This window comes from Streptomyces sp. NPDC056948, from assembly GCF_042674225.1.
Lineage (GTDB): Bacteria > Actinomycetota > Actinomycetes > Streptomycetales > Streptomycetaceae > Streptomyces > Streptomyces purpurascens.
The window spans coordinates 1-3,230 of the sequence record NZ_JBHUQX010000398.1; the positions used below are offsets into that span (position 1 = coordinate 1).

The 3,230-nt window shown below is 69.5% G+C and carries 4 protein-coding genes; 1 reads left to right on the forward strand and 3 read right to left on the reverse strand.

Features of this window, described 5'->3' with window-relative positions:
* The 3 genes from ACFTZL_RS35810 to ACFTZL_RS35820 all read right to left on the reverse strand — a co-directional run.
* A partial coding sequence (locus ACFTZL_RS35810; RefSeq protein WP_382591810.1) for an SPFH domain-containing protein occupies positions 1 to 779 on the reverse strand: 779 nt, incomplete at its 3' end.
* 131 nt (positions 780 to 910) lie between these two features.
* Positions 911 to 1,342, reverse strand: a complete 432-nt coding sequence (locus tag ACFTZL_RS35815; protein WP_382591813.1) for an NfeD family protein — start codon at positions 1,340 to 1,342, stop codon at positions 911 to 913.
* A 95-nt stretch (positions 1,343 to 1,437) separates the two neighbouring features.
* On the reverse strand, positions 1,438 to 2,235 hold the full coding sequence (locus ACFTZL_RS35820) for an ABC transporter ATP-binding protein (RefSeq protein ID WP_382591816.1): 798 nt from the start codon (positions 2,233 to 2,235) through the stop codon (positions 1,438 to 1,440).
* A 161-nt stretch (positions 2,236 to 2,396) separates the two neighbouring features.
* Between ACFTZL_RS35820 and ACFTZL_RS35825 the strand changes: the two genes are divergently transcribed.
* Positions 2,397 to 3,185, forward strand: coding sequence for a hypothetical protein (locus tag ACFTZL_RS35825; protein ID WP_382591819.1), 789 nt, complete (start codon positions 2,397 to 2,399; stop codon positions 3,183 to 3,185).
* Positions 3,186 to 3,230: the final 45 nt, after the last annotated feature.

Consider the following 3,230-nt stretch of genomic DNA (forward strand, 5'->3'; position numbering starts at 1 on the left):
ATCTTCGGGAGCATCTGGAGGTACTGGTAGGAGAGAAGCTTCTGGTCCGGGTCTCCGGCGTGGATGGCCTCGAAGACCGTACGGACGGCCTGGGCCTCGCCCTCGGCGCGCAGGGCGGCCGCCTTGGCCTCACCTTCGGCGCGCAGGATCTGGGACTGCTTCTCACCCTCGGCACGCAGGATCTCTGACTGCCGGACACCCTCGGCCTGGAGGATCGCGGCGCGCTTGTCGCGGTCGGCGCGCATCTGCTTCTCCATCGAGTCCTGGATGGAGGTGGGCGGTTCGATCGCCTTGAGCTCGACGCGGTTGACGCGGATGCCCCACTTGCCGGTGGCCTCGTCGAGAACGCCGCGCAGGGCCGCGTTGATCTCCTCGCGGGAGGTCAGGGTCCGCTCCAGGTCCATGCCGCCGATGATGTTGCGGAGGGTGGTGACGGTGAGCTGCTCGATCGCCTGGATGTAGCTGGCGACTTCGTACGTCGCGGCCCGCGCGTCGGTCACCTGGTAGTAGATGACGGTGTCGATGTTGACCACCAGGTTGTCCTGGGTGATCACCGGCTGCGGCGGGAAGGGGACGACCTGTTCACGCAGGTCGATGCGGTTGCGGATGGTGTCTATGAACGGGACGACGATGTTGAGGCCGGCGTTCAGTGTCCGCGTGTAGCGGCCGAAGCGCTCGACGATGGCCGCACTGGCCTGTGGGATGACTTGGATCGTCTTGATCAGGGCGATGAAGACCAACACCACCAGAATGATCAGGACGATGATGACCGGTTCCATCGTCGTTCCCCGTACCCTTCTCCGCCTCGGCGACTTCGGCAGATCTTATGGTTGTTGAAGATCTTGCTGGTCGAGTCTGACAGACCGTCGCGTAGCTGGCGAGGAGTTCACTCCAGTTACGTCCTGCGAGGTCACATGACGATCGCAGTGGCTCCCTCGATGTCCACGACATCCACTTCCTGGCCTACTTCGTAAGCACGATCGGTGTCGAGGGCGCGGGCCGACCAGACCTCTCCGGCCAGCTTGATCCGGCCGCCGGAGGCGTCGACGCGTTCCAGGACGACGGCTTGTCTGCCCTTCAACGCGTCCACGCCCGTGGCGAGTTGGGGCCGCTGGGCGCGATGCCGGTTCGCGATGGGCCGTACGACGGCGATGCCGGCGGTCGAGATGACGGCGAAGACCACGACCTGGGCGACGGCTCCGCCACCGAAGACGCCGGTGACCGCCGCCGCGGCGACGGCGCCCACCGCGAGCATGCCGAGCTCGGGCATCGCGGTGACCACGAGCGCGATGCCGAGCGCTGCCGCGCCGATCAGCCACCACAGCCATGCGTCGATTTCCACATGGTCATGGTAGGTCCGACGCCCCTGTCGCCGACAGGGTGCCCAGCGTGTGAAATGCCGTTCTTACTTTGGCATTTGTGCGGCGTGGGGCCGGGTCAGGACAGCGGGAGGCCCTGCGCGGTCCAGCGCTCGCCCGCCTGTTCGACCACGAGCGGGAGGCCGAAGCAGAGGGAGAGGTTGCGGGAGGTGAGTTCGAGCTCCAGCGGGCCGGCGGCGAGGACCTTGCCCTGGCGGATCATGAGGACGTGGGTGAAGCCCGGGGGGATCTCCTCGACGTGGTGGGTGACCATGAGCATCGAGGGGGCGATGGGGTCGCGGGCGAGCCGGCCGAGGCGGCGGACGAGGTCCTCGCGGCCGCCGAGGTCGAGTCCGGCTGCGGGCTCGTCGAGGAGGAGCAGCTCGGGGTCGGTCATCAGGGCGCGGGCGATGAGGGTGCGCTTGCGCTCGCCCTCGGAGAGCGAGCCGAAAGTGCGCTCCAGGTAGTCGCTCATGCCGAGGCGGTCGAGGAAGGCGCGGGCGCGCCGCTCGTCGATCTCCTCGTAGTCCTCGTGCCAGGTGGCGGTCATGCCGTACGCGGCGGTCAGCACGGTCTCCAGGACCGTCTGGCGCTTGGGGAGCTTCTCGGTCATGGCGATGCCTGCCATGCCGATGCGCGGGCGCAGCTCGAAGACGTCGGTGCCGGGCCGGCCGAGGGTCTCGCCGAGGATGGCGGCGCTGCCCGAGCTGGGGAAGAGGTAGGTGGAAGCGAGGTTGAGGAGGGTGGTCTTGCCGGCGCCGTTCGGGCCCAGGATGACCCAGCGCTCGCCCTCCTTGACCGACCAGGAGACCTGGTCCACCAGAGCCCGGCCCTCGCGGACCACGGATACGTCCTGAAGCTCCAGAACATCGCTCATGAGCGCGTTGTCTCCCCTTGCAGTGTGGCCGGTCTCGGCTGTCGCGTAAGCCTGTGGCTCGGTCCGCCGCGCCGGTGGGCGCAGCCCTCCATGAAATCTACGCCACCGGTCGGTGCGGGCATTCCCTCGGTCCGGGTCTTGGGCTCTCTTAGGGTGGGGGGATGCTCTCGGAACCACGTGCTGGACGTCTTGCGGCTTGGGGAAATGCCCTTTTGGCCGGACTTGTCTCACCGGATGACGCCGTGCTCGCCATCGTCGGCGAGGACGCGGTGCACCGGGTGGAGGGGCTGCCCGGGGAGTCGGCGCCCGTCGGGCTCACGCTCGCGCTGGGGCGGCTGCGGACGCTCGGGGTGACCGGGCTGCGACTCGCGCTGCCCGCGCCCGGGCATCCGCTGGGGCTGAGCGGGCCGCCGGAGTTCAACGCGCGGGCGCTGGATGCCGAGCAGGCGGTGGTCTGTTACGGCGCCGCGTTCGGGCTGGTACCGGAGGTGTACGAGGCCGGGCCCGAGGGTGATGTGCATGTCGAGGTCGTGTGGCATGTGCTGCCCGTGCGGGAGGCGCCGCCCGCGGATGTGCCGTCGCTGGGTGAGGCCGAGCGGGAGCTGGCGGAGGCCCTGCGGGATGCGACGGAGCTGCTGACACGGCTGGATGTCGCCGGGTCGGGGCCGGTGGCCGAGGCGGCGATCGACGCGTATCGGGCGCGGGCCGAGCGAGGGCGGGAGGTGCTGGCGCCGGGGTATCCGCCGCGGGCGGTGCGGGTGCTGGAGCTGGCGCAGCGGGTGGGGACGTTGATCGTGGTGGCGACGGAGAGTGGGAACGGGGGTGCGGTGAGTGCGTCCGAGATGGGGGCGCGGCGGGAGGCGTTGCGGCCGGTGGAGCGGACGGCTCGGCGGGCGCAGGTCGCTGCGTACAACTCCGTTGTGGAGGAGCGGGAGCGGGGCGTGCGCTGACTCGGGGTTGTGTCGTGCTCGGCGTTTGGGCTGGGGGCGGGTGGG